The organism is Alishewanella sp. HL-SH05 (genome assembly GCF_052655985.1).
In genome coordinates this window covers 2788175-2811391 of the sequence record NZ_CP199753.1, presented here as the reverse complement: position 1 = coordinate 2811391, position 23217 = coordinate 2788175, and the positions used below count along the sequence as shown (strand labels likewise).

Sequence of the window (23217 nt, the reverse complement as noted above, 5' to 3'; positions counted from 1 at the left end):
GCTTAAAAAAAGTGACGTATTAACACGCCACTTCAGAATCATCCTCATCTTCGGCATAACCTTGTACTGAAAGTAAGTTACCGTCTAACCATGCCTCATTGCCGCGCTGTTGTAAACGATTTTGACAAAACCAACGCACAACCAGTGGATAAATCAGATGTTCTTGCTCATGTACCCGTTCAGCCACTGTCGAAGCATCATCACCCGGAAAGATAGGCACTTTCGCTTGCAAGACCACCGGGCCGCCATCAAGTTGCTCTGTCACAAAATGGACACTGCAACCATGTTCAGTATCACCGGCATCAATTGCACGCTGATGCGTATTCAAACCTTGATACTTCGGCAACAAAGATGGGTGAATGTTCAATAATTTTCCAGAAAAGTGCTGCACAAAGGCGGGCGTGAGGATCCGCATAAAGCCGGCAAGCACCACTAATGATGGCGCAAAACCCTCAATAGCTTGCTGTAAAGCCTTATCGTAACTGGCGCGATCGCTATAGTCTTTGTGGCTGACGACACGGGTAGCAATACCCGCTGCCGTTGCTCGTTGCAAACCATAAGCGGACGCTTTGTTGGCAATAACCCCGGTAATTTTACCGGGGATCGTGCCTTTCGCACAGCCATCGATAATGGCTTGCAAATTACTGCCATTACCAGAGATCAGTACTACAATAGCGTTCATGCGGCCTCGTTATTCGTTAATAATAACCAGTTGCTCATCTGCCGCAGCCGCTTGAATCTCGCCAAGGTGCCAAGCTGTTTCACCCGCTTGTTGGAGTGTCGCTAAAGCGGTAGGTAATTCGGCTGCAGGCACAACCACTAACATACCCACACCACAGTTAAAGGTGCGATACATTTCATGGCGGCTAATATTGCCTTGTTGCTGTAACCAGTTAAAAATGGCGGGCCATTGCCAGCTTTTACCGTCAATAACAGCTTTGGTATTAGCCGGTAAGACGCGAGGAATATTTTCCCAGAAACCGCCACCGGTAATGTGACATAACGCATGCACAGGGCTAGTTTTAAACAAGCTTAGCAGGTTTTTCACATAAATTCGGGTAGGTTCTAGTAGGTGATCGGCTAACGTCTTACCTTCTAATAAGGTGTCTGCTGACTGACCTGACACTTCTAATACTTTGCGAATTAAAGAAAAGCCATTAGAGTGAGGACCAGACGAGGCCAATGCAATAAGTTGATCGCCCGGTTGTACTTTGCTGCCATCGATAATATCGGCTTTTTCAACTACGCCTACGCAGAAACCTGCGATATCGTAATCATCACCATGGTACATGCCGGGCATTTCAGCCGTTTCACCACCGACCAAAGAACAACCTGATTGCACACAGCCTTCAGCGATGCCAGTCACAACGCGGGCGGCGGTGTCAACATCCAACTTGCCTGTGGCGTAGTAATCTAAAAAGAATAATGGCTCTGCGCCTTGCACCACTAAATCGTTGACGCACATGGCAACTAAGTCGATACCTACGCCATCATGGCGTTTTAAGTCCATGGCTAAGCGTAGTTTTGTGCCCACGCCATCGGTACCTGAGACTAACACCGGCTCTTTATAACCGGCAGGGATTTGGCACAGCGCACCGAAACCGCCTAAACCACCCATGACTTCTGGGCGGGTGGTGCGTTTTACGGCACCTTTGATGCGGTCAACTAACGCATTACCAGCGTCAATGTCTACTCCGGCGTCTTTGTAACTTAAAGATGTGTTGTGCTCGCTCACGGCTTTCCTCGAATGGCTAAGTGGGTTGGCTAAAGTGCTGACCATTTTACCCGTTTAACCGCGCAGACAAAAGCCTTACTGCATAGCATTCTGTTTCGCTTGGCGAACATAGTCTTGTAAACTGATGGTGTCGTCATTAGCGATCTTATGGTAACAGACTGAAGCAAAAGGGAATTCTTTGTCGCCAAAGGTCACTGCGATATAAGGTGCTGATTGATCTTGTTGATTATTGTTCCACTCACCCCCGACCAGTTTAATGAATACTTCACCGACATAAGCGCCAATAATATTACAAAGTGTAAATAACATTTCGCCAGAATGTTGCCGATGCTGCTGATCTTTGTGTAATGCCGACAACAAGGTGTCGACGACCGCTAAACTTTCGGCAGATCCATCTAGCGTTAATTGATGTTGCTCGGCGGCATAAGCGATCGCATCTTGTGCAGCGGCATGCATTAGCTGGTTTATTTCGGCAGATTGCATAGGGGTTCCTTATTATTTTTGATGGACGGCCAGTAACAGCTGACGCAGCTGACGACTGCCGGGGCCAAGAGATTCTTCTTGTGGTGCCAATAAACTCATCGGTACAAAACGTTCGGTACTTTGTTGCAGCGGTAGCCGAAACAAGGTTTTATTAGCTAACAGCGGTGCTACCACAAAGTCGGGCAACCAACAAAACCCTAAACCGAGTAATAAAATATCGACTGCTTCGTCAAAATTATTTACTGTCCAACGTTGTTCTGCTTTTAACCAGCCAATATGTTCTTGCGGTTTAACCGCAGTGTCACGAATAACAATTTGCAGTTGTTGGCTCAGTTCATTTTGGTCTAGGCTCGGTAGCTGTGCTAACGGGTGCGTTGCGCCTACCACGGGAATAAAACGGGTTATCGACAACGGCTCACTTAAATAGCCTTTTGGCACCATGCCAGTGATAACTAAGTCGGCTTTTTTCTGAGTAATGATCTCGCTAGTCCCAGTCAGCACTGTATCAATGATTTGTACTCGGCTGCCACGGCTTATTGGGTAAAATTGCTGTAATGCTTGGTATAAATAGTGTTTGGGGTAGGCTAACTCAGTGGCGATACGAATTTCTGGCTCCCAGCCCTTGTCTAAGTTATCGGCCAGCAGTTCAAGTTCTTCAATTTGTTGCGTTAAAATGCGCGAACGGCGCAGCATAACTTCGCCGGCGGCAGTCAGTTGCGCTTTACGCCCAATCACTTCGAGCAATTCTACGCCCAGCTGAGTTTGTAATTTTGCGACGGCATGATTAAGCGATGATTGGCTTTTGTTGAGTAACTCGGCCGCCTGGGCATAGCCACCGGCATCAACCACCGCTTGTAAAATGCGCCATTGCTCTAACGTAGACTTTGGGCGATAGGGCATACGAGCCGTTTCCTTACTTTGCTTAAACCCTGGCTACCACCACCGCACGTAATGGTGCCGGGTAACCTTCAATGGTCTTACTATGGTCATTTGGGTCAAGAAAATCAATCAGACTTTCATTTTCCATCCAAGGGGTGGCACGTTGTTCATCTAAACTGGTGTGATTTAAATCGACCAGTTTAATATCTTGAAAACCCAGCCGTTCTAACCAGTGGCACAAAGCAGCAGTGCTAGGGATAAACCAAACATTACGCATTTTGGCATAGCGTTCACCAGGCACCAACACGGTTTGTGCATCACCTTCAATAACCAGTGTCTCTAGCACCAATTCACCACCGGGGCGCAGCTGTTGTTTTAGTTGCTGTAAAAAGTCTAACGGCGAGCGGCGATGATATAACACCCCCATTGAGAACACCGTATCAAATTGCTTTAACGCCGGCATATCATCAATACCAATCGGCAGTAAATTAACCTGCGGATCGGGATTAAAATGTTTAATGGCTTGAAATTGCGTATAAAACAGCTGTGAGGGATCAATACCCACAACAAAGCGCGCCCCAGCGCCGCGCATCCGCCATAAATGATAGCCACTGCCACAGCCGACATCTAATACCAAACGTTCGGTTAAATCACTGATGTGCGGTAGCACCCGTTGCCATTTCCAATCTGAACGCCATTCGGTATCAATATCAATACCGTGGATCTGAAACGGGCCTTTGCGCCAAGGTTTTAATTGCTGCAGTAAAAAGCGAATGCGTTCTGTTTCACCCGCGCTAATATCAGTTGCTTGGCCAAAGGCAACGGCGTCAGCCAGCACTATCTGCGAGACGTGGGTTGCAGGCAGATTAGCAAGTATTTTTTGCCATTGTTTAAATTCACCATGCAGCGCGGTTTTCGACCACAACGCCAATTGCGCCGGTAAGGTTTCTAGCCAAGGATGCAGGCGGCTGGTGGCAAGCTGCGCATAAAAAGCGGAAAAGTCCAACATGCGAATCAATCCTTTAAAGCAAACATCGAGCAAAAATTAAAACATTGAAACCAGACACTGTGCGAGTGAAAGCCGGCTTGCTGCAGGCGCGCATTGTGGGTGGCGAGCGTGTCGGGGCGCATAACTTTTTCCAGCGCGGTGCGTTTTTGGCTAATTTCTAATTCGCTGTAACCATTGGCGCGTTTAAAATCATGGTACAAATCAATCAGCAATTCATCATTAACAGGGGTATCGGCTTTAAATTTTTCTGAGATGATCAAAAGGCCACCCGGTTTTAACCCCTGATAAATTTTGTTGAGCAGAGCTTGGCGATCTTCTGGAGCCAAAAATTGCATGGTAAAGTTCACCACCACCACCGCAGCATTTTCAATAGTAAGCTGTCGAATATCACCTAATATGGCGTCCACCGGCACATCCGAGCGAAAGGCTTGCAAATGACGCTGACAACGCTCAATCATGGCACTGCTATTATCCACTGCGATCACTTTACAATTGTCGGCGGTAATATGGCGGCGCATGGACAAACTGGCCGCCCCTAACGAGCAGCCTAAATCATAATAATGGCTATTTGCCTGCTGATAGCGCGCAGTCAATTTACCGATGGTTTGAATAATCGTTTGGTAGCCAGGAATAGAGCGCTGGATCATGTCAGGAAAAACGTCGGCTACCGCATCATCAAAACGGAAATCCTGAATATGTGCCAAAGGTTCGGCATAAACGTGGTCTTTTTGCATTAACACACTCAGTGGTTGTCACGAAAATGGCGGCTAGTTTACCTGAAATTTGCCGAGCGCTGAAAACTTATCGTGTTAAGCTAGCGACTAAGCAGAGTTTTCGGCTCTGGGCAGTGACTTTAAAGCGCTTTTCGCTATAATTGCCGTCATTCAAATCAGTTGCTTTCAGTTGTTCAGCATGGAGAAAGGATAAATTAATGCGTAGTCATTATTGCGGTAAGTTATCGGTAAACGAAGTCGATCAGCAGGTCACACTTAGTGGCTGGGTAAACCGTCGTCGGGATCTGGGTGGGTTAATTTTTATCGATATGCGAGATCGCGAAGGCTTGGTGCAAGTCGTTTGTGATCCTGATCTGAAAGCGTTATTCGACGTCGCTTACACCTTGCGCAATGAATATTGTATTCAAGTCACCGGGCAAGTTCGAGCACGTCCCGCTTCACAAATTAACAAAGAGATGGCGACGGGTGCGGTTGAAGTGTATGCCAGTGCGCTCACCATTTTAAATAAGTCAGCGCCGCTGCCTCTAGACTTTAATCATGAGAACAGCGAAGAACAACGCTTAAAATACCGCTATCTTGATTTACGCCGGCCATTAATGAGCGAACGTTTAAAGTTTCGCGCTAAAGTCACCAGCTTTGTTCGTAACTTTATGGACGGTAATGGCTTTTTAGATGTTGAAACCCCCATTTTAACCAAAGCCACCCCAGAAGGTGCGCGAGATTATTTAGTGCCAAGCCGCACGCACAAAGGCGAGTTTTTCGCTTTGCCCCAGTCTCCCCAGTTGTTTAAACAACTGCTGATGATGTCGGGTTTAGATCGCTATTATCAGATAGTAAAATGTTTTCGTGATGAAGATTTACGTGCCGATCGTCAGCCTGAATTTACTCAGATCGATATTGAAACCTCTTTTATGAGTGCGCCAGAAGTGATGGCGGTAACGGAGCAAATGGTTCAGCAGATGTTTGAACAATTGCTCGGTGTGGATTTAGGCACCTTCCCGCAAATGCCATACTGGGAAGCGATGCGTTTATACGGCTCAGATAAACCTGATCTGCGTAACCCCATGCAGTTTGTCGACGTTGCTGATTTACTGAAAGACGTTGAGTTTAAAGTTTTTTCAGGCCCAGCAAACGATGCAAAAGGCCGCGTAGTGGCATTAAAAGTGCCCGGCGCAGCAGAAAAAGTATCGCGCAAAGATATTGATAACTATACCCAATTTGTCAGCATCTACGGTGCAAAAGGCCTCGCTTGGATGAAAGTAAATGACGTTGCCGCGGGAGCCGAAGGTGTGCAATCGCCGGTGGCGAAGTTTTTAAGCCCGAGCATCATTACTGACATTTTAGCGCGTACAGCAGCCGCTAACGGTGATTTAATTTTCTTTGGTGCTGACAGCTATAAAGTGGTCTGTGAAGCCATGGGCGCACTGCGCCTAAAACTGGGTGAAGATTTACAGATCACTCAACCCGGTTGGAAGCCATTATGGGTGGTGGATTTCCCGATGTTTGAAGAAAACGACGATGGTAGCTATTCTGCTGTGCATCACCCGTTTACCTCACCATTAGATACGCAAAGCTTTTTAGCTACGCCTAACCAAGAATTAAAGCTGGGCGAATTATTATCCAATGCCTATGACATGGTGCTAAACGGTACCGAATTAGGCGGTGGCTCAGTCCGTATCCATACCGCAGAAGTACAAGCGAAAGTGTTCACGTTATTGGGTATTAGCGATGAAGAGGCGGCAGAAAAATTCGGCTTCTTACTCGAAGCGTTGAAGTATGGCGCACCACCACACGCGGGTTTAGCCTTTGGTTTAGATCGCTTAGTCATGTTAATGACCGGTGCAACCTCTATTCGTGATGTGATGGCGTTCCCTAAAACCGCCACTGCTGCGTGTCCATTAACGGATGCACCTGGTGCGGCCAACCCGCAACAACTGGCTGAGTTGGGTATCCAAGTCACGCCAAAAGCGTAGTTACTGCATTACACAGCGAGGCCCTAGTGCCTCGTTGTGCCTTTATATCCTGTTTATGATTAGCTAAGAGGAGTAAGACATGGCTGGACATAGCAAATGGGCTAACATGAAGCATCGTAAAGCCCGTCAGGATGCAAAAAAAGTAAGATCTGGACGAAGATGATCCGCGAACTTACGGTAGCGGCAAAGATCAGTGCCGATGTACAGGCTAATCCACGCTTACGTTTGGCTGTCGATCGCGCTTTAGCCGAAAATATGACGCGCGATACCATCGACCGAGCCATTAAACGTGGAGCCGGTATGCATGATGCCGATAACTACGAAGAACTCGTTTATGAAGGTTATGGCCCAGGTGGTGTGGCGGTGATTGTCGAAACACTCACCGATAACAATAAACGTACCGTTGCTGATGTGCGCCATGCCTTTTCCAAAAATATGGGTAACTTAGGTACCTCAGGTTCGGTCTCTTATTTATTTCATCGTAAAGGCGTGTTGTGCTTTGCCGCCGGCGCTGATGAAGAGCAAATCTTAGATGTGGCACTGGATGCCGGTGCCGATGATGTACAAACCCAAGAAGATGGCAGCATCGAGGTGCTCACCAGCCCTGAGTATTTCAGTGCAGTACAGGATGCGCTTAACGGTGCAGGCTTTGTGGCTGACTCTGCTGAGCTAACCTTAGTGCCTGATACGCATGCCGAATTGGATGCTGAGACGGCAGAGAAATTTATCAAATTACTGGATGCGTTAGAAGATTCTGACGATGTACAAAACGTTTATCATAATGCGCAGATCAGTGACGACATTATGGCTAGCTTGGAGTAGCCTTGAATATCATTCTGGGCATCGACCCTGGTAGTCGTTTAACGGGTTACGGTGTGGTTCGCCAGCAAGGTGGGCAGTTTCATTATGTGGCCAGTGGTTGTATTCGTTTAGGCACTGATGACTTCCCTGAGCGTTTACTGCGGATCTTTAACGGCATCAGTGAAATTATTGCGCAAACGCAACCGACTATCTTTGCTATTGAACAAGTGTTTATGGCACGCAACCCCGATTCCGCACTCAAATTAGGTCAGGCGAGGGGCGCGGCTATTGTGGCGGCTAAAAATGCCGGTTTAGAGGTGCATGAATATTCGGCGCGGCAAGTGAAACAAGCCGTAGTGGGCAGTGGCGCGGCGGATAAAGCGCAAGTACAACATATGATCCGGCATTTATTAAAGTTATCTGCGAGTCCTCAAGCCGATGCGGCAGATGCACTGGCCGTGGCATTGTGCCATGGTCATACGCAGCAAAGTTTAATTGCTATGGCGGGGCAAGCCAGTAAAACAGTTCGCGGCCGTTTACGTTAACGCCGCCCAAAGATAAGAAAACAGATGATTGGACGTTTAAGCGGTATTATTTTAGAAAAGCAGCCACCCGATTTATTATTGGACGTGGCCGGTGTAGGTTACGAAGTGCAATTACCCCTCACCAGTTTTTATGCTTTGCCCGAAGTGGGTAAGCCCGCGGTGATTTACACCCACTTTGTGGTGCGCGAAGACGCACAGTTACTTTATGGCTTTAGTAATCAAACTGAGCGTAGTTTGTTTCGACAATTAATTAAAGCAAATGGCGTTGGGCCAAAGTTGGCGTTAACCATCCTTTCTGGCATGACCGCGCAGCATTTTGTACGTTGTGTGCAATTTGATGATCTCAGTACCTTGGTAAAATTGCCGGGTGTCGGTAAAAAAACGGCCGAGCGTTTAGTGATTGAAATGCGTGATCGCTTAAAAGATTGGGGCGTCAGTTCAAATACGCCCATCACCGATAAAATGATTATGCAGGAGGATGAAGCCTTATTCGCGCCACCGGCTTCGGCAGAGCAAGATGCGATTAGTGCCTTATTCGGTTTAGGCTATTCGCAAGCGCAAGCGGCAAAAGCGGTGCAACAACAACTGAAACCTGGCATGAGCAGCGAGCAGCTGATTAAAGCAGCGTTAAAGAGTATGATTTAACCCCGTAAGCCAGGCCAAGCAGAGTATTATTTTGGCCTGTATCATGGTTAATCGTTGCGTTTTCTAAGCACACAAAGCAGTTATTAAAGGCATAGCATGATAGAAGCAGATCGTCTGATCCAGCCTAGCGCATTTAAAGAAGAAGAAGCCATCGACAGGGCTATTCGGCCAAAATCGCTGGCCGATTATACCGGCCAAGCGCATGTGCGTGAGCAAATGGCGATCTTTATCGAAGCCGCCCGCGGCCGTGGTGAGCCGCTCGATCATTTATTGATATTTGGCCCGCCAGGTTTAGGTAAAACCACCTTAGCCATGATTGTGGCCAATGAAATGGGGGTGAACATTAAAACCACCTCTGGGCCTGTACTAGAAAAGGCCGGTGATTTGGCGGCGTTACTGACCAATCTTGAAGAAAATGATGTGCTTTTTATCGATGAAATTCATCGTTTAAGCCCTGTGGTAGAAGAAATTCTGTATCCGGCCATGGAAGATTATCAGTTAGATCTGATGATTGGTGAAGGCCCTGCGGCGCGCTCAATTAAACTCGACTTACCGCCTTTTACCCTAGTAGGGGCCACAACCCGGGCTGGTGCTCTGACATCACCGTTGCGCGATCGCTTTGGTATCGTGCAACGATTAGAATTTTATAAAGTAGAAGAGCTGACGCAAATTATTCAACGCTCGGCCAACTTCCTTAATATGCAGTTAGATGAAGCCGGTGCCACTGAAATTGCACGACGTGCTCGTGGTACACCGCGTATCGCTAACCGTTTGTTACGTCGTGTGCGAGATTATGCTCAGGTTAAAGCTAATGGCATAGTCAGTGTTGAAGTAGCGTCTGCCGCGCTGAAAATGGTTGATGTAGATGCACAAGGTTTTGATTACATGGATCGTAAATTACTCGATGCCATTATTGATAAGTTTATGGGGGGGCCAGTAGGATTAGATAACTTAGCTGCTGCCATCGGTGAAGAAAAAGAAACCATTGAAGATGTGATTGAACCCTTTTTAATTCAGCAAGGTTATATTCAACGCACGCCACGGGGGCGAATAGCCACGCCTCGTGCTTATCAGCATTTAGGTTTTGACCTGCCACAGACACCAACATAAGAGAGTTGTTACTCGGGTTTTAAGCAAAAAAAAGCCCGCTCAATGAGCGGGCAAGCAACAATTTCAGGAACTGCTTCAATAAATCCAGGGAACATGTTTGGAGCAAACAACAAAACCTCTCTCACAAAGTCTCATTGTTAAGTGACCTGTACTAAACAATCAAAAGGCGCTACCAAAATTTTGATTGTCTTTGCGCTAGCTCAGAACACCTGCGCATGATAGAGAATTGGAGTTTTTACTTCAAACGAGAAAAACTGGCGTTTTGACATTAAAAAAACTAATGGTTCGTCAAGGTGTAAGATGATGAGGATAAAAAGAGACTAACGAGTTTATCGTAAGCTATTACTGAAATTCATCTGCCATTCATCTAAATCAAGCATGATAGCACCAGATTACTTTTTATCGCTTAAAACGATAATTTGTACCTAATAAATCGGCCTTTATTCTGAACTTAGTCGATAGACCTGTGTCAACGTAATGTTTTAATAAAAAACAAGTAGTCAGTGTAAAAAAATATAGTTACGAAATTGGTCGACAGCCAATTGAGTTTGTACGCTGGCTTAATTATCATACAGGCGCGAAATAAAGCGGAACCAGATGCAGCGAAACAACTTCTCTTGGTCAGTGCGGGTGTATTATGAAGATACCGATGCTGGCGGCATTGTTTACTATGCAAACTACCTGAAATACTTCGAAAGAGCGCGCACCGAATGGTTGCGTGCCCTAGGAGTTGAGCAAGATATCTGGTTAGCGAATAAAGTCGCTTTTGTGGTAACTGAAGTACACATGAAGAACACCCGCCCTGCAAAGTTCAATGAGCTGTTGACGGTGTCCAGTGAAATCAGTACCTTAAAGCGTGCTAGTTTAAGTTTTAAACAAGAAATTCACAATGCAGCGCAACAAATTGTGTGTGCTGCAGAGATTAAGATAGCGTGTGTTGACCCAGAGCAGTTAAAAGCTCGTTCAATACCCGCAGAAATAACAGAGGTATTATCGCGTGTCAGGTGAAATTTCCATTCTGCATTTATTGCTCGATGCCAGCATAGTTGTTCAGGCAGTAATGTTAATCCTGGTGGGGATGTCAGTAACCTCGTGGGCGATGATTTTTAAACGCAAGAAGATCTTAACCGAAGCGTTAAGTGATGCGAAAAAGTTTGAAGACCGTTTTTGGTCGGGCATTGATTTATCAAAGTTATATGCTGAAGTCAGTGCGCGCCAACAAGCCAACGGTATGGAAGCCTTGTTCAAGTCAGGCTTTAAAGAGTTCGCGCGTATGCACAAAACCAGTCGCCAATCAGCGGCAGTGATGGACGGCACGCATCGTGCCATGCGCGTAGGTTTGTCGCGCGAAGTAGAACGCTTAGAATCGGATTTGCCGTTTTTAGCCACTGTCGGTTCGATCAGCCCGTATATCGGTTTGTTTGGTACTGTCTGGGGTATTATGAATTCTTTTATCGCTTTGGGTGCGGTGCAACAAGCCACCCTAGCGATGGTGGCGCCTGGTATCGCTGAAGCCTTAATTGCCACTGCAATTGGTTTATTTGCTGCCATCCCGGCCGTTATTGCTTACAACAAGTTTTCAACGCAGGTTGAGCAGATTGAAAGCAGCTACATCAATTTTGTTGAAGAGTTTGCGAACATTCTGCATCGCCAGGTCAGTAGCGGAGATCAAGGCTAATGATGTACCCGCGTAAAAAGCGCCGCCCAGTTGCTGAGATTAACGTAGTACCTTATATCGACGTTATGCTGGTGTTGTTGGTGATTTTTATGATTACCACACCGATTATCACGCAAGGTGTAAAGGTTGAACTGCCAAAATCAGCGGCAGAACCGATTGAACAAATGAAAGACGGTAAAACGCCTTTAGTGGCCACCGTTGATGAAGATGGTTTGTATTATTTTGAGAAAGACGGTAACCAGCAAGGCCCTTTTACCGCGTCACAGTTACAGGTTGAAGTGGCAAGTTGGTTAAGTATCGAGCCTGGCACTCAGGTGATAGTAAAAGGTGATGGTCGTGTGGATTACAATTCAGTAATACGCCTGATCAATGTGTTGAAAAACGCTGGGGCTCCCGCTGTCGGGTTGATGACTGACAATGAAGTCTGAGTTGCAAGCAAAGTGGTGGCAAAAACCACTGGCAAAATCAGTAGGCTTGCACCTTGCGTTAGTGCTGGGTTTATTCATCAGTACCTTAAGTTTTTGGCCAAAGCCAACTGAAATTATGTTATCGGGTGAAGCAGGGCTCAGTGCCGATGCGCCACCTCCGCCACCACCGGCGCCTGTTGAAGCGGTGGCGATTGACAAACAAGCGTTAGAACAGCGTGTTGCTGAGATTAAAAAACAGCAAGACGATACACGTAAAGCTGAAGAGAAACGTATTAGAGATTTAGAACGCCGTGCGAAAGAAGCTGAAAATTCACGCACAGCAGAAGAAGCCCGCTTAAAACGCGTGGCAGAAGAAAAACGTAAAGCGGATGCTGCAGCCCAGGCTTCAAGACAAGCTGCTGCAGAAGCAAAGAAAGTACAAGAGGCCGAAGCGGCTAAAGCGCGTGCTGCCGAGCAACAGCGTGCTGCCAAAGAGCAAGAACGCAAAAAAGCCGAAGAAGCGGCCAAATCAGCAGAAGCGAAACGCAAAGCGGAACAAGCCGCGTTAGCCAAAGCGCAAGCTGAACGTGAACAAAAAGCACGTGAAGAGCGAGAGCAAGCTGAACGCGAACGGATGATCCAAGAGCAGCTAGCCGCAGAAGCGGAAGCGCGGCGCAGAGCCAGATCACAACAAGCTGTGACTGAGGTTCAACGCTATACCGCGATGATCAGCGATGCGATTGATAGAAACTTGATTAAAGACGAATCGACCATGCGTGGCCGTACTTGTCGGGTAAATATTCGCTTAGCAACCAATGGTTTTGTGACAAGTGTCAATGTGATTAGCGGTGAGCGGGTGGTATGTGATGCAGCAGTGCGAGCGGTAAATCGGGCAGGGACCTTGCCGATGTCAGCTGATCCTGATGTATATAACCAACTCAAAGACATAACATTAACGGTGGCACCAGAATTTAGATGATGAATTTTTTACGTAAATTAGGTTGCAGTGTCTTACTGCTGGTCGGTATGCAAGCGCATGCTTCTTTAGAAATTGTGATTACCGGTGGTGTTGATTCTGCCCGTCCGGTGGCGGTGTTACCGTTCACGTTTAAAGGCACTACCTTGCCTAAAGAAAATATCGCGGATGTCGTGTCTGCCGATTTAATGCGTAGCGGTAAGTTTAATCCTATTTCGTTTTTAAAAATGCCACAGCGTCCTGCAACCTCAGCTGACATTAATTTTTCAGCTTGGGCAAAAGAAGGTGTAGAAGCCATTTTAATGGGTTCTATTACTGAGATTGGCATCGACCGTTACAGTGTGAGCTTTGAATTAATTGATGTATTAAAAGGTAGCACCGGTTTAAGCAGCCAGATGCTGAATAGCGGTATCTTAGGTGGTTCGCCACAGTACTTGTTAGACAGTCGTGAAACTACGATTAACGGTAGTCAATTTCGACAGTACGCTCATCGAATTAGCGACATTGTTTACGAAAAGTTAACCGGTGAGCGCGGTGCTTTCTTAACCAAAATTGCTTATGTTTTAGTGCGTCCTAATGCAGAGTTTCAATATCAATTAGTCGTTGCTGATTATGACGGCTATAATGAGCAAGTCTTGTTACGTTCGAAAGAACCATTGATGTCGCCTAACTGGTCGCCTGACGGTACCAAATTGACTTATGTCACTTTTGAAAAGCGTCAGGCACAAATTTATATCCAAGATATTTACAGCGGCCGTCGTACCATTTTGACCTCGTTCCCTGGTATTAACAGTGCCCCAACCTGGTCACCAGATGGCAGAAAGATTGCGATGGTATTGTCAAAAGATGGCAATGCGGAAATTTATGTGATGGATGTGGCCACCAAAGCGTTAACCCGCGTGACCAGTCATCGCGCCATTGATACAGAACCGAGTTGGTCACCAGATGGTACAGAAATTGTGTTCAGTTCTGAGCGCGGTGGTAATCCACAACTTTATAGCGTAAATTTGAACACAGGCGATACCCGTCGTTTAACGTTCGAAGGCGAAATGAATCTGGCGGGGACTTACTCACCAGATGGTCAGTCGATTGTTATGGTTAACCGTACCAACGGCCGCTATCATCTGGCAAGAATGGACAGACAGACCCGTTATTTGCAAGTGTTGACCGCTACTAACCTAGATGAGTCACCGAGTATTGCACCTAACGGTTCGATGATAATTTACAGCACTATGCATGGTCGTTCGCAAGTGTTGGCACTGGTTTCTATGGATGGGCGTTTTAAAGCACGACTACCGGCGGCTGATGGACAGGTGAAATCGCCGGCTTGGTCACCTTTTTTATAAAAAAACTTGGTAAAACTTGGTAAAACTTGGTAAAACTTGGTAAATCTAATCTAATCTAAGGACAAATGATGAACTTAAATAAAGTGTTAAAAGGTCTGTTAATCGCAGTTCCAGTATTAACTTTAGCTGCTTGTAGCTCAAAGTCTTCAACAGGTGCTGGCGACGCTGACACGTCTGCTAACACAGTTCAAACTGTACAAGTTGAACGTGTAGATCCAGCGGTTGCTGCTGCTGAACAAATGCGTTTAAAAATGGAAGCATTACGTCGTGAAAACACCGTATACTTCGATTTCGACAAAGCAACTATCCGTCCAGAATTTGCAGAAGTTCTGCAAGCTCACGGTGAGTTTCTGCGCGCTAACCCAAGCGTACGTGTGACTGTTGAAGGTCATACTGACGAACGTGGCACGCCAGAGTACAACATCGCGTTAGGCGAGCGTCGTGCAATGTCTGTGGTTCAGTATTTACAGAACCTGGGCGTAAGCGCTGGCCAGATCTCTACAGTAAGCTACGGCGAAGAAAAGCCAGCAGTACGTGAGACAGGCGAATCAGCTTATGCTAAAAACCGTCGCGGTGTATTAGTTTACTAATTAAAAAGGTACGAGTGAGGATGATAGTGAAGAAACCTCTGCTTATAGCAATGTCCTTAGTCAGTGTTGGCGTCTGGGCAAATCCGGCGCCGGTTACTGAGATAAGTAAAAGCGGCAGAACAACTTCAACATCAGCCACTGCAGCTGCAGTGGGTACAGTAGAACAGCGATTGGCAACGTTGGAGCGGGTGGTTGAAGCCCGCGCCGAAGGCCAAGTGCGTATGCAGCAACAATTGCAGATTCTACTGGATGAAGTAAGCGATCTCCGTGGGGTCACTGAAACTCATTCATACCGGCTGGACGAGATTATCCAGCGACAGCGTGATATTTACCAGGAAATAGAACGGCGGGTGAGTGCTGTACAAGGTGGGGCATCTAACGCTGCACCGAGTTCAGCCACACCGGCTACGAGTGGCCCGGCTGTCATGGTTTCGGGTAACGTCTCGGAAAACGACGCCTATGACAGAGCAGTCAACATGGTGTTGAAAGACCGACGCTATGATGCTGCTATTCCTGAATTTGAGAACTTTTTGCGTACTTATCCAAATTCAGTATATGCACCCAACGCACACTATTGGTTAGGGCAGTTGTTGTTTAACAATGGCGAGCTAGCTAAAGCGAAAACGGAGTTTGAACGAGTAGTGAAAAACTTCGCCGAATCAAGCAAAGTGGCAGATGCATTATTGAAGCTTGGACAGATAGCAGAACGCAACAACGATAAAGCCACCGCTTTAGGGCATTATCGAACTCTGGTATCTGCACATGGTAGCTCTACGGCTGCCAAACTGGCAAAGGAACGCCTCGAGGCGCTTAAATGATCAACCCGGCCTGGTGCCGGGTTTTTTCTTTCTGTTGTTTAGCGATTAAACAATTCGTCTGCAGTCTTACACCAATCCGCTGGGATTTTAAGCAGTCAGCCGGCTAAAGCCGAAAAAAATACAGTTTTTGGTTGCACTAATTACGTAAATCAGTAAGATATGCGTCCGCGGTTAGGGTCGTTAGCTCAGTTGGTAGAGCAGTTGACTTTTAATCAATTGGTCGCTGGTTCGAATCCAGCACGACCCACCAAATCGCACAAACAAGTACACCGAAGTGGGTCGTTAGCTCAGTTGGTAGAGCAGTTGACTTTTAATCAATTGGTCGCTGGTTCGAATCCAGCACGACCCACCACTTCGTGTTTACCCTGTTTGGGTCGTTAGCTCAGTTGGTAGAGCAGTTGACTTTTAATCAATTGGTCGCTGGTTCGAATCCAGCACGACCCACCAAATTGCACAATACAGTATACCGAAGCGGGTCGTTAGCTCAGTTGGTAGAGCAGTTGACTTTTAATCAATTGGTCGCTGGTTCGAATCCAGCACGACCCACCACTTCGCAAATATGTAGACTACTCAGACTCCCAACGTAAACCACCTAATCGCTTCGCACATCTGTACTGTCCTTTTTACGCTATGCCTTATATAATACGCGGCCTTGACCAGCTACTGAGTATCTTCTATGGATCAGCCGTTGTATTTTTCAGAGCAAGATTTTGCTTTCCCGAAAAAGCCTGTGCCATTAAGTCACGACGATAAAGCCGCTTACAAAGCGCGGATCAAAACCTTATTGCAGCAAAAAAATGCGGTGTTAGTGGCGCATTACTACACCGATCCAGAAATTCAAGCGCTGGCCGAAGAAACCGGTGGTTGTGTATCGGACTCTTTAGAAATGGCGCGTTTTGGTAATCAGCACCCTGCAAAAACCTTGTTGGTGGCTGGCGTTAAGTTTATGGGCGAAACCGCTAAAATTCTTACGCCAGAAAAAACGGTCATTATGCCAACCTTGGAAGCGACCTGCTCGTTAGACTTAGGCTGCCCAGCGGCCGAATTTTCAGCGTTTTGCGATGCCCACCCTGACCGCGTAGTTGTGGTATACGCTAACACCTCTGCGGCCGTTAAAGCCCGCGCCGATTGGGTTGTCACGTCTTCTATTGCTTTAGATGTGGTGGACTACCTCGACAGCCAGGGTAAGAAAATTTTATGGGGCCCTGATAAGCATTTAGGCGCTTATGTGCAAAAGCAAACCGGTGCTGATATGTTGCTGTGGAACGGCGCCTGTATTGTGCATGACGAATTTAAAGCTAAAGCGTTAATTGAGCTGAAAAAGCAATATCCAACAGCCGCTATACTGGTACACCCTGAATCGCCTGATAGCGTGGTGCAGTTAGCCGATGCTGTCGGTTCGACCAGCCAGCTGATTAAAGCTAGCCAAACCTTACCGAATGACATCTTTATTGTGGCGACTGACCGCGGTATCTTTTACAAGATGCAACAGTTAATGCCAAACAAGACGTTTATGGAAGCCCCAACCGGCGGCAACGGCGCAACGTGCCGTAGCTGCGCGCATTGCCCTTGGATGGCGATGAACGGCTTAAAGGCGATTGAGGAAGCGCTGCTAGAGCCTACTGGCCATGAAATTTTTGTTGATGCGCAACTGCGTGAGCGAGCATTACTGCCGCTAGATCGTATGTTAAATTTTGCTAAAGAACAAAAAACCGTAGTAAAAGGTAACGCTTAGTTTTTGTAACACAGGGATTGGCCAAAATAGCGGCAATAAGCTTGTGCTATACCAATTAGTTATTGCTAAGCGCGGCCTTTTTCCCTAGTATAGCCGCGCTTGCAACGCAAGTTCCGGAGAGATGGCTGAGTGGCTGAAGGCGCACGCCTGGAAAGTGTGTTTAGGTTAATCCCTAACGAGGGTTCGAATCCCTCTCTCTCCGCCAGATTAAAACAAAAACCCCGAGCCAAAATCTCGGGGTTTTTGTTTTAATACGGCAGAGATCGAGGATTTGGTTCGAACCCTGCGGTTCGACAAATTCGCCGGGAGCGAATTTGAACGTGCTTTAGCACGGCTCCGAAGGGTGGAGGGCAGGAAGCCGGGAATACAAATACTTCGGGAGCGAATTTGGACGTGCTTCAGCACGGGCCGAAGGGCCAGCGTCAAGGATGGCACGTGAGAATCCCTTTGCTCATCAAACACACCTGAACTGGATCCTTTTGTTTGAGCAACGCCAAAAACAAAGCGTTGACCTATGTCACTGAAATTTGCATCTAAGCTCATCAAAATATCTAATAACGTAATCAAAACTAGCCCACTGTTTCCAAATGCGCTAAATTACCGTTACATCATAAATTTAATATTTTTTTGTTTTTGCTTCTCAGTGGAAATGCGTTAAGAAGCTCGCACATTTATAGGGATATTCATCAATGAAAATTATTGCTTTAGCTAGCATTGTCTTTGCTGCTTTAATCTTTCCAGTCACAGCCTCTGCTTCAGAAACTGAACTTAAAACAATCGATCAAGCTGCCGTTTTTAAACAACTGAACACGGCTCTAGGTTACTTTGATGAAACCAGTGAGCTGCCGGACGATAAGTGGTTTAGCCGCGATAAAAGTAGTGCCAATAAAGACTTAGACGAAACAATTAATGAAGTGATTCAACTTTTGGATGCACCGGAGATTGGTCGAAGTAGAAATAACTATCGCATCCTCGAGCAGAAAACCATTCAAGAGTACAACGAGATTGCGCGTTTACAGGAACAGCGACTTTTTGCGCCAATTGGTGAAGCAACCTTCATAGCCGACAAGGTTCCTTTTGCCAAAGTAAAAGAATGGACGGCAAAAACACGAGATGACTTTGACGCTTTAATTGCTTTACGAAAAGATAATATTGCCGCACATAAAGAAAGCATGAATGCGATATTGCTTGATATGCAAAAGCTCTTTTATTCGATGGGCATTGAATTTGATGCTGAGCAAATTGAGGTTTGGCTGTCATCTGTAGTTGGTGACTCAGTTTTGTCGATGAGCGTTGTTTTTAATAGCATTAAACAAATTACCCAACAGCTTGAAGTTGCTACCGCAGACTCAGGTGAAAATCTCAGTTTCGCTAAACGTTATTACGGTATGGTCGTTATATTGCACAAGTTAATGTTAAAAATGCAAACTGACTTTTTAACCACAATTGATAACGCCTATTTGCCTAAACTGGTTAATTTTAAAAACGAAGCCAATGCAGTTATTAAAGAATCAGAAAAGCTGCTGAGATCAGGTGGTAACCGTGAGACTTTAAAGCTGAACATTCAATCTAATAAGATGACCATTAAGGTGATTGATTTGTATGCTTCACTTTTAAAAGAACAACGATCTAAAATCTTTGAAGCAATGCAAATGACCCAACGTGAATATGAAGTATCAAATAACACTTATAAAACGGTTAATCTTAGCTCACAAGTCTCTCAGCTTATTAAGCAAGGGCGCAATACGTTTCAAACCTTGATTAATTTACAAATACCCAGTGCACAGCCTTTTCAAAACGAAGAAATGAAAGAACAATTTAGGCTGTTAAGCCAACGTTTAAATAATTAAGTAAGTCATTACAAAGACTGGCGCTCTGCCAGTCTTTGCACATGCAATTATTGCGTACTCTCTTTATCAGGAAAAACCATGCTGTAAGATAGCAAGAAAACCCTATGTGCTTCGGCCGATAAATTGCGTGCCAACGTTGATGTCGTTGAATACAAGCACATTGTTCTGGGGCTGATCTTTTTAAAGATTATCTCTGACTCATTCGCCGGGCGCAGTGCGGAATTATTAAAGCGCTTAAACGATCCAAGCGACGAACTGAGCCGCATCAACACTTTTGGACACCTTGCTAAGTGAGTACAATCGCTTAACGAGGTGAATAATGTCAACAAAGAAAGTCCGCAAAACACATACCGCAGAATTTAAAGCTGAAGCTCCTGAAATTGGCTGATAAGATCGGTTTAGCTGCCGCAGGCAGAGAGTTATAGCTTTATGAATTTTAATTGTATAACTGGCGCTCTGCTGCCGAGAAAAAATCTACTACCTGTGAATGTGAATACGAACTTGCTGCGCAAGCGTTCATTCTAGGACGTATTGACGCATTATAGATTTCTGCTAACCATTCTGACTATACGTATTTCATGATCCTCAGCTTTCTCGGCGGGATTTTCCACTGGCGGTTATCGTCACTGACCACATCACCGATTTCTTGTTGATTTTGATAAACCCCCGAACACTTGGCCTTCTTTGGCTTTGAAGTTGACGTTAAAGCTGACAAGGTTTTATCCTATTCGTTATTACCTATAATTCAACCTGTTTATATCTTAGGATTGTAGTAGGGGCGTAAATTATCCTCATTAAAAAATACATATGGAATAAACAGTCGTGTATTTCAAAACCAATCTATCGATGGGTTTAAAGGTGTTAGTTAATTACAGGTATGCAATGGGATTTGTTATCACATCAGTTTTGTGTCGGTTTTTTTTACAATCTAGTGTTGCCATAATCAGCATTCCAAATTAAGTTGTTGATATAAATAGAAATATTATATTGGTACGATTTGTGCTTAAAGGTTTGGTAGGCGTTTAACACAAATCACATAACAACATGTCATACGGTGAGCTTAATTAAGAAACCAGATGCAGATTGTAAGATAAGGAAAAAAAATGAAGTTTAATTTTTTGAAAACCACTTTAGCGTCTGTTTTATTATTGGGAGTGTCGGTTGGTTCTGCTTCTGCAGGTATCATAGGCTTTGACACTACTTACGCTTTCAAGTTAGTTGCTGATAACGACTTTGCTCTTTTCAGTGGTACAGAATCAAAAATAGAAGATCTTTTGTTTCAGAACAATCTTACTTGGATGGACCAGACAAAGCAGAACAATACTCAATTTACATATAACAGTGCTTCTCAAAACTCTTATATTTATATTCTCGCTCTTGGTGGCGGTGGCCAACAAGAAAACATAAGCGGTATGATTAATGGTGTAAAGATCACTGACGTAAACCCGCTATGGCATCGATTTACAATAAGTAACACTGTTCTTCCTGGTTCTACACCTTCAAATATTGCTTCAGGTGCTTATTCTGTTAAAATCTCAGACCTAAACAACCTTATTAATAATAGTACTGCCCCTTTTTGGTCAGACACTCCGCTTGTCCAAAACTCAACACAGACTGTAATCCAACGTGCTGGATTTGGTGCTGGATATACTATGCCAGAAAATAATGGTTTGTTATTAAAATATCAGGTCCAAGATTTTAATATTAACGCAAGAGCTGTTGCTCCAGATGCGGCTTCAGTTCCAACACCTTCAACCTTTGCTATTTTCCTTTTAGGATTAATGGGCCTTGGGTTTGCTCGTTTAAGAAAAGCTGCCCCTTAATTGTCAGCACGAACAATTTAAAAGCGCCTTACTTTTGGTAAGGCGTTTTTTTATGTTTATTTGTTTTTTTAAATGGGAAAACAGTTTCAACATCAAGTTCCCTTCGTTATACGATTAGTCTTGAAGCAAAAAATCATGTTATCACTCTGCAAGTTATTTTCTATTTCCTTGTGTTAATTTTGTTTATTTATAGCGTTTTCAAGGTTTATCCGCCTATTATACGTTGAATTTTGAGCGCGTTTTTAGCATGTCATAAACGCTCATGCGAGTAAGCTTGAAAATACGCGACGTGCTGAGAGCAAAAAATACGTGCAGGTGAGTTGGGATTGACGGGGTCATGAATTTTTAGTGTACTTTTTTGTTTTGATTCAGCGAGACAAAGGTTTTAATAAAGTCTTTGAGGGGAGTGTCTTAGATGGCAAGATTACCCTGTTTTGATACTAAGCTTCAGCGTGATAATGTGTCTAAAACGTTTTTTTCATTCAGACCAATACCAGCTGGTGACATTAAAGCGATAGTGTTGTTTGCTGCTTGAGCTTACCGCATTAACCCAATGCTCAGCACCTGGAGAGGCGGGATCAAACAACACACAGCGATTAAACTGTGGTGAGATAGTAATAGGTTGCTGATGTGTTCCCATAAATACTAATTCGCCACCGTCTTCGTCACGCCAGTCTTGGTTTAAGTACAGCAACATACACAGTTCTCTGCCCGGTGAGTCATCCGCGTGTTGTTTAACAAAATCGTTAGCGCTTAGTCGAAAGTAATTGGTGTTTATCGCAGGATTAGCCACATTAATATCAGTTAAAGCCACTTTGAACAGCCGTGATAGTAAATCTAAAAATTCACTACTACGTAAAAACAGCAGAAATTGCTGTGCGATATTGCTGGGGTCATTTTGCTCGGGGCGTTGCCACAGATCGCGTTGCACAAAACGCTGTTGCGCGTTGGTTTTTTGCCATGTAGACGAGTCGACATACAAGGCGGAGTAGGTATGTTGTTGCATTTGCCAGTTCGATGCATGTTGCAGGGCAGCTAACACGTTATGCAATTTTGCCGTATCAAATAAATCATCCAGCACCAGATGTTTTGGGCTTGAGTGTATTAGTTGTTTACGAAAAGCGCGCACCGCGGTATCGGTTATTAGCGCGTTGTTTAACCACATCGCCAGCACCTATAAATTTGGGGTTGTTGTAATCGGCGTGATAATAAAGGGCAGAACACTTAATTTCTATTCATTTTCTTTTTAAGTGTGTGAGTGATGCTCGTTTGCAGCCCGCTCACCTGAATGCCTAATGCGATGGCTAAAGCACTATGCTTTCAAAACCCTGTAATGTTCCGCTTGTTGCCGATAAGCTCTCGCGCTATACAGCCTAAAACAAAATCCCTATACTGCCGCCTAGGTTGTCTAATCCATCATTAATACGTCGTATGAGCGCATTACGTTATTTACAAGGCTACTCTGCACAGGTGCAGCAGCAAGTTAGCGAACTGCTTCTTAAGCAGCAATTAGGTAACGTATTATCGCAGCGTTATCCAGAGCCGGTGCATGCGGTGCAAACTGATAAGGCGTTATATCACTATACGCTCGAGTTAAAACGGCAGTATTTAAAAAGTAGTGAGCCGTTAAGTAAGGTAGTGTTTGATCCTAAGTTGCATGTCATCAACAATGCGCTGGGCACGCACACACAAATTAGCCGCGTGCAGGGCGGTAAGCTAAAAAGTAAAAATGAAATTCGCGTAGCCAGTTTATTAAAGCAACTACCGTTACCGCTGTTACATATGGTCGTTGTACATGAGCTGGCGCATCTGCGCGAGAAAGATCACAACAAAGCCTTTTATCAACTATGCCAATATATGCTGGCCGATTACCATCAGTTAGAGCTTGATCTGCGGCTGTTTTTAACGTGGCGGGAGTATCAGGCGGATCCTACATTATCGTTTTAGCTCGACGGTGTTAAACAGACATCATGCTAAGCGGCATTCACTTTAATCAACAATACTGAAGCACTCTTCATCACCTAAATGGCGCTTACTATTAATAGCGAAAAGTCATGTCTTTAGCATTAGTTAGCCGAGA

Annotated in this window: 22 protein-coding genes, 5 tRNA genes and 3 pseudogenes; 23 read left to right on the top strand and 7 right to left on the bottom strand. The window is 45.2% G+C overall.

The window, feature by feature from the left end; genetic code table 11:
- Positions 1-19 precede the first annotated feature (19 nt).
- The 6 genes from purN to cmoA all read right to left on the bottom strand — a co-directional run bounded on the left by purN (position 20) and on the right by cmoA (position 4840).
- Entirely contained in the window at positions 20-682 is a 663-nt protein-coding gene (purN, locus tag ACUJFL_RS12855) for a phosphoribosylglycinamide formyltransferase (RefSeq protein ID WP_445427706.1), read from the bottom strand.
- Between the two features lie 9 nt (positions 683-691).
- Positions 692-1735: a phosphoribosylformylglycinamidine cyclo-ligase gene (gene purM / locus ACUJFL_RS12850; RefSeq protein ID WP_445427705.1), complete on the bottom strand. Its 1044-nt coding sequence runs from the start codon at positions 1733-1735 to the stop codon at positions 692-694.
- A 75-nt stretch (positions 1736-1810) separates the two neighbouring features.
- Positions 1811-2218 (bottom strand): hypothetical protein, encoded by a 408-nt coding sequence (locus ACUJFL_RS12845; protein ID WP_445427704.1) that lies wholly within the window; start codon positions 2216-2218, stop codon positions 1811-1813.
- Positions 2219-2230: 12 nt separating this feature from the next.
- Positions 2231-3118, bottom strand: coding sequence for a LysR family transcriptional regulator (locus ACUJFL_RS12840; RefSeq protein ID WP_445427703.1), 888 nt, complete (start codon positions 3116-3118; stop codon positions 2231-2233).
- A gap of 22 nt (positions 3119-3140) precedes the next feature.
- The gene (gene cmoB, locus ACUJFL_RS12835; RefSeq protein WP_445427702.1) at positions 3141-4106 is read right to left on the bottom strand and encodes a tRNA 5-methoxyuridine(34)/uridine 5-oxyacetic acid(34) synthase CmoB; all 966 of its coding nucleotides are present in this window, start codon (positions 4104-4106) and stop codon (positions 3141-3143) included.
- Positions 4107-4111: 5 nt separating this feature from the next.
- Positions 4112-4840: a carboxy-S-adenosyl-L-methionine synthase CmoA gene (cmoA, locus tag ACUJFL_RS12830; protein WP_445427701.1), complete on the bottom strand. Its 729-nt coding sequence runs from the start codon at positions 4838-4840 to the stop codon at positions 4112-4114.
- A gap of 197 nt (positions 4841-5037) precedes the next feature.
- Between cmoA and aspS the strand changes: the two genes are divergently transcribed.
- From aspS to ACUJFL_RS12720, 22 genes and pseudogenes are all read left to right on the top strand, one after another.
- Positions 5038-6813 carry an aspartate--tRNA ligase gene (gene aspS, locus ACUJFL_RS12825; protein WP_229584434.1) on the top strand — a complete coding sequence of 592 codons (1776 nt, stop codon included), beginning with the start codon at positions 5038-5040 and terminating at the stop codon, positions 6811-6813.
- Positions 6814-6892: 79 nt separating this feature from the next.
- Positions 6893-7635 (top strand): annotated as a pseudogene (locus tag ACUJFL_RS12820) (YebC/PmpR family DNA-binding transcriptional regulator).
- A gap of 2 nt (positions 7636-7637) precedes the next feature.
- A complete protein-coding gene (ruvC, locus tag ACUJFL_RS12815; protein ID WP_229584432.1) occupies positions 7638-8159 on the top strand; it encodes a crossover junction endodeoxyribonuclease RuvC in 522 nt (173 codons plus the stop codon).
- Between the two features lie 24 nt (positions 8160-8183).
- On the top strand, positions 8184-8804 hold the full coding sequence (gene ruvA / locus ACUJFL_RS12810; RefSeq protein WP_445425081.1) for a Holliday junction branch migration protein RuvA: 621 nt from the start codon (positions 8184-8186) through the stop codon (positions 8802-8804).
- A 96-nt stretch (positions 8805-8900) separates the two neighbouring features.
- On the top strand, positions 8901-9914 hold the full coding sequence (gene ruvB / locus ACUJFL_RS12805) for a Holliday junction branch migration DNA helicase RuvB (protein ID WP_226750341.1): 1014 nt from the start codon (positions 8901-8903) through the stop codon (positions 9912-9914).
- Between the two features lie 597 nt (positions 9915-10511).
- A complete protein-coding gene (gene ybgC / locus ACUJFL_RS12800; RefSeq protein WP_226750340.1) occupies positions 10512-10922 on the top strand; it encodes a tol-pal system-associated acyl-CoA thioesterase in 411 nt (136 codons plus the stop codon).
- On the top strand, positions 10912-11592 hold the full coding sequence (gene tolQ, locus ACUJFL_RS12795) for a protein TolQ (RefSeq protein ID WP_226750339.1): 681 nt from the start codon (positions 10912-10914) through the stop codon (positions 11590-11592). The genes ybgC and tolQ overlap by 11 nt, the downstream gene beginning before the upstream one ends.
- Before the next feature lie 2 nt (positions 11593-11594).
- Positions 11595-12020, top strand: a complete 426-nt coding sequence (gene tolR, locus ACUJFL_RS12790; RefSeq protein WP_226750383.1) for a protein TolR — start codon at positions 11595-11597, stop codon at positions 12018-12020.
- Entirely contained in the window at positions 12010-12978 is a 969-nt protein-coding gene (tolA, locus tag ACUJFL_RS12785) for a cell envelope integrity protein TolA (protein WP_445427700.1), read from the top strand. The genes tolR and tolA overlap by 11 nt, the downstream gene beginning before the upstream one ends.
- Complete coding sequence (gene tolB, locus ACUJFL_RS12780; RefSeq protein ID WP_445429089.1) at positions 12978-14321, top strand: Tol-Pal system beta propeller repeat protein TolB; 1344 nt, start codon at positions 12978-12980, stop codon at positions 14319-14321. The genes tolA and tolB overlap by 1 nt, the downstream gene beginning before the upstream one ends.
- Positions 14322-14389: 68 nt before the next feature.
- Entirely contained in the window at positions 14390-14911 is a 522-nt protein-coding gene (pal, locus tag ACUJFL_RS12775) for a peptidoglycan-associated lipoprotein Pal (RefSeq protein WP_226750336.1), read from the top strand.
- A 20-nt stretch (positions 14912-14931) separates the two neighbouring features.
- Positions 14932-15729, top strand: a complete 798-nt coding sequence (ybgF, locus tag ACUJFL_RS12770) for a tol-pal system protein YbgF (RefSeq protein WP_226750335.1) — start codon at positions 14932-14934, stop codon at positions 15727-15729.
- Positions 15730-15903: 174 nt separating this feature from the next.
- Positions 15904-15979 (top strand) — tRNA-Lys (locus ACUJFL_RS12765).
- Between the two features lie 26 nt (positions 15980-16005).
- A tRNA-Lys gene (locus tag ACUJFL_RS12760) sits at positions 16006-16081 on the top strand.
- 19 nt (positions 16082-16100) lie between these two features.
- A tRNA-Lys gene (locus ACUJFL_RS12755) sits at positions 16101-16176 on the top strand.
- A gap of 26 nt (positions 16177-16202) precedes the next feature.
- A tRNA-Lys gene (locus tag ACUJFL_RS12750) sits at positions 16203-16278 on the top strand.
- Between the two features lie 127 nt (positions 16279-16405).
- Positions 16406-17464 (top strand): quinolinate synthase NadA, encoded by a 1059-nt coding sequence (gene nadA / locus ACUJFL_RS12745; protein ID WP_445427699.1) that lies wholly within the window; start codon positions 16406-16408, stop codon positions 17462-17464.
- Between the two features lie 115 nt (positions 17465-17579).
- Positions 17580-17669: transfer RNA gene (locus ACUJFL_RS12740), tRNA-Ser, on the top strand.
- 484 nt (positions 17670-18153) lie between these two features.
- Positions 18154-19314: a hypothetical protein gene (locus ACUJFL_RS12735; protein ID WP_445427698.1), complete on the top strand. Its 1161-nt coding sequence runs from the start codon at positions 18154-18156 to the stop codon at positions 19312-19314.
- 108 nt (positions 19315-19422) lie between these two features.
- A pseudogene (locus ACUJFL_RS12730) lies at positions 19423-19608 on the top strand (type I restriction-modification system subunit M N-terminal domain-containing protein); the annotation flags it as partial.
- Between the two features lie 25 nt (positions 19609-19633).
- Positions 19634-19844, top strand: a pseudogene (locus tag ACUJFL_RS12725) (transposase); the annotation flags it as partial.
- A 573-nt stretch (positions 19845-20417) separates the two neighbouring features.
- A complete protein-coding gene (locus ACUJFL_RS12720) occupies positions 20418-21137 on the top strand; it encodes a hypothetical protein (protein WP_445427697.1) in 720 nt (239 codons plus the stop codon).
- Positions 21138-21615: 478 nt separating this feature from the next.
- Here ACUJFL_RS12720 and ACUJFL_RS12715 read toward each other — a convergent pair whose 3' ends face one another.
- Complete coding sequence (locus ACUJFL_RS12715; protein ID WP_445427696.1) at positions 21616-22302, bottom strand: 2OG-Fe(II) oxygenase; 687 nt, start codon at positions 22300-22302, stop codon at positions 21616-21618.
- 266 nt (positions 22303-22568) lie between these two features.
- Between ACUJFL_RS12715 and ACUJFL_RS12710 the strand changes: the two genes are divergently transcribed.
- Entirely contained in the window at positions 22569-23084 is a 516-nt protein-coding gene (locus tag ACUJFL_RS12710) for a M48 metallopeptidase family protein (RefSeq protein WP_445427695.1), read from the top strand.
- Positions 23085-23217 lie beyond the last annotated feature (133 nt).

Excerpts from the sequence above, each read along its gene's own strand:
- purN (WP_445427706.1), bottom strand. The coding sequence starts at position 682 with ATGAACGCTATTGTAGTACTGATCTCTGGTAATGGCAGTAATTTGCAA.
- ACUJFL_RS12845 (WP_445427704.1), bottom strand. The coding sequence starts at position 2,218 with ATGCAATCTGCCGAAATAAACCAGCTAATGCATGCCGCTGCACAAGAT.
- ACUJFL_RS12840 (WP_445427703.1), bottom strand. The coding sequence starts at position 3,118 with ATGCCCTATCGCCCAAAGTCTACGTTAGAGCAATGGCGCATTTTACAA.
- cmoB (WP_445427702.1), bottom strand. The coding sequence starts at position 4,106 with ATGTTGGACTTTTCCGCTTTTTATGCGCAGCTTGCCACCAGCCGCCTG.
- cmoA (WP_445427701.1), bottom strand. The coding sequence starts at position 4,840 with ATGCAAAAAGACCACGTTTATGCCGAACCTTTGGCACATATTCAGGAT.
- aspS (WP_229584434.1), top strand. The coding sequence starts at position 5,038 with ATGCGTAGTCATTATTGCGGTAAGTTATCGGTAAACGAAGTCGATCAG.
- ruvA (WP_445425081.1), top strand. The coding sequence starts at position 8,184 with ATGATTGGACGTTTAAGCGGTATTATTTTAGAAAAGCAGCCACCCGAT.
- ruvB (WP_226750341.1), top strand. The coding sequence starts at position 8,901 with ATGATAGAAGCAGATCGTCTGATCCAGCCTAGCGCATTTAAAGAAGAA.
- ybgC (WP_226750340.1), top strand. The coding sequence starts at position 10,512 with ATGCAGCGAAACAACTTCTCTTGGTCAGTGCGGGTGTATTATGAAGAT.
- tolR (WP_226750383.1), top strand. The coding sequence starts at position 11,595 with ATGTACCCGCGTAAAAAGCGCCGCCCAGTTGCTGAGATTAACGTAGTA.
- tolA (WP_445427700.1), top strand. The coding sequence starts at position 12,010 with ATGAAGTCTGAGTTGCAAGCAAAGTGGTGGCAAAAACCACTGGCAAAA.
- tolB (WP_445429089.1), top strand. The coding sequence starts at position 12,978 with ATGAATTTTTTACGTAAATTAGGTTGCAGTGTCTTACTGCTGGTCGGT.
- pal (WP_226750336.1), top strand. The coding sequence starts at position 14,390 with ATGAACTTAAATAAAGTGTTAAAAGGTCTGTTAATCGCAGTTCCAGTA.
- ybgF (WP_226750335.1), top strand. The coding sequence starts at position 14,932 with ATGATAGTGAAGAAACCTCTGCTTATAGCAATGTCCTTAGTCAGTGTT.
- nadA (WP_445427699.1), top strand. The coding sequence starts at position 16,406 with ATGGATCAGCCGTTGTATTTTTCAGAGCAAGATTTTGCTTTCCCGAAA.
- ACUJFL_RS12735 (WP_445427698.1), top strand. The coding sequence starts at position 18,154 with ATGAAAATTATTGCTTTAGCTAGCATTGTCTTTGCTGCTTTAATCTTT.
- ACUJFL_RS12720 (WP_445427697.1), top strand. The coding sequence starts at position 20,418 with ATGAAGTTTAATTTTTTGAAAACCACTTTAGCGTCTGTTTTATTATTG.
- ACUJFL_RS12715 (WP_445427696.1), bottom strand. The coding sequence starts at position 22,302 with ATGTGGTTAAACAACGCGCTAATAACCGATACCGCGGTGCGCGCTTTT.
- ACUJFL_RS12710 (WP_445427695.1), top strand. The coding sequence starts at position 22,569 with ATGAGCGCATTACGTTATTTACAAGGCTACTCTGCACAGGTGCAGCAG.